Consider the following 1,620-nt stretch of genomic DNA (forward strand, 5'->3'; position numbering starts at 1 on the left):
GGCGCAAAAACAGGCCGACTACACGCGCTGGGCCGGCAACGCTCCAAACGCCAAAGTGATCCTCATTACACCGAGCCGCCATTTTGTGATGTTCGACCAGCCGGAGCGCTTCGAACGAGCGTTAGAGATGGCGATCGCGCGATGAGCCTTCGCCATTCCGTCGTCAGGCGGCGAGCCGTCGATCCTGCGCAGCGACTGCGTCGTCGCGACGCAGGAGAAGGCGGAAGACGAGAGCGTGCGTGATCAGGAGCAGCGGCACGAAAAACGTCACGATAAAATAGGTGGCTCCGAGTTGTCCCGGCGCGAGAGCGTGGCGGCCGCCTTGGTAGAACGCATTGATGAGGTCGAGGCTGCCCCACACCCCGAATACCCACACGAATGCGTTTGCCGCCCGGGTCCGAAGGGCGGCCAGCGCGATCAACGCGAGGATCGCGGCGATCAAGTCGCCGTAGGCGTCCGGTCGCGCGAATGCGGCGGGTAGGTCGGGCGAAACCACGCCCGGTACGATGAACGCCAAGCCCATGAAGCGGAAGGAGTGGAGCAGGAGCAGCGGCCGCAAGGCATCCGCGCGAGGTAGGCGATGCAACACCGGCCAGAGGTAGAGGGCGACCGCAATGCTCCAAACGAGGAGGCCCATCAGAACGTTGATTCCAAACACGAGAGGTATCGGCATCTTTTGATTGTATATACAACTAAGTGGCCGTTGTCAAGGCATTGCGGCGTCGTCGCGATTAGTTGTAGAGTCAAATAATGCTGGACGACCCGCGGAACTGTACTTGCCTCGGGCTGCGGGCCGCGACGCGACGGATGACCCGTCGCTACGACGAAGCCCTCGCCCCGTCGGGCCTTACGAGCTCTCAGTTTTCGATGCTAACGGCGCTTTCGGCGAAGCCGAGCTGGGGGGTTGCAGAGCTAGCGGGCCAGCTGGACATGGACGTTTCCACCGCTACGCGCAGCCTTCGCCCGCTCGTGACGGCCGGGTACGTCACCATGCGTGCCGGCGTTGCCGATGCCCGCCGGCGCGAGGTTCGTATCGCTGCGAAAGGGAGCCGTGCCTTCGAACGAGCCCGTTCTCTTTGGCGTACGGCGCAGAAGGATACCGTAAAAGCGCTCGGCGAGCGGCGCGTGACCGACCTTCTCAAAATGCTGAGCGAGGTGGTTTAACGCCGGCGGCGGCGAAGGCCTGAAAATGGCACGCGTAACGGGTATCGGCGGCATCTTCATTCGCGTTCGCGATCCGGAGGCGATGAAACGCTGGTATGCAGAGCACCTCGGGATCGTCGATCAGCCCGGTGTCGGCGCGATGTTTCGCTGGTCCGCGGATCCCGATCCCGATGCAGTAACTATATGGAGCCTCTTCGGTGCGGACGACGATTACTGGGACCGAGCGCAGCCGGTGATGATCAACTTCCGGGTCGAGGGCCTCGACGAGCTGCTCGCCAAGCTGCGCGCGGAGGGCGTTACGGTTTTAGAAAAGACCGATAATCACGATTACGGCCGCTTCGGATGGGTCGTGGATCCGGAAGGCAATCGTCTCGAACTATGGGAGCCTCCCGCGGCCCCGTAACGCGTTATGGCCTCGGCTCGAAGTCTGCGTGGAAGACGTAGCCGCCCTGGACC

General features: G+C 62.7%; 3 protein-coding genes. 2 read left to right on the plus strand and 1 reads right to left on the minus strand.

The features are described 5' to 3' along the window. Positions 1–163: 163 nt before the first annotated feature. Positions 164–673 (minus strand): hypothetical protein, encoded by a 510-nt coding sequence (locus tag VGG51_09005; protein ID HEY1883158.1) that lies wholly within the window; start codon positions 671–673, stop codon positions 164–166. A 134-nt stretch (positions 674–807) separates the two neighbouring features. Between VGG51_09005 and VGG51_09010 the strand changes: the two genes are divergently transcribed. After that, positions 808–1,164 (plus strand): MarR family winged helix-turn-helix transcriptional regulator, encoded by a 357-nt coding sequence (locus VGG51_09010; protein HEY1883159.1) that lies wholly within the window; start codon positions 808–810, stop codon positions 1,162–1,164. 25 nt (positions 1,165–1,189) lie between these two features. Continuing rightward, complete coding sequence (locus VGG51_09015; GenBank protein ID HEY1883160.1) at positions 1,190–1,567, plus strand: VOC family protein; 378 nt, start codon at positions 1,190–1,192, stop codon at positions 1,565–1,567. The last annotated feature ends 53 nt before the right edge of the window (positions 1,568–1,620 follow it).

Source organism: Candidatus Cybelea sp. (assembly GCA_036489315.1).
Lineage (GTDB): Bacteria > Vulcanimicrobiota > Vulcanimicrobiia > Vulcanimicrobiales > Vulcanimicrobiaceae > Cybelea.

Bases quoted from the DNA above. Each gene is read 5' to 3' on its own strand.
- VGG51_09005 (HEY1883158.1), bottom strand. From the start codon at position 673: ATGCCGATACCTCTCGTGTTTGGAATCAACGTTCTGATGGGCCTCCTC.
- VGG51_09015 (HEY1883160.1), top strand. From the start codon at position 1,190: ATGGCACGCGTAACGGGTATCGGCGGCATCTTCATTCGCGTTCGCGAT.
- VGG51_09010 (HEY1883159.1), top strand. From the start codon at position 808: ATGACCCGTCGCTACGACGAAGCCCTCGCCCCGTCGGGCCTTACGAGC.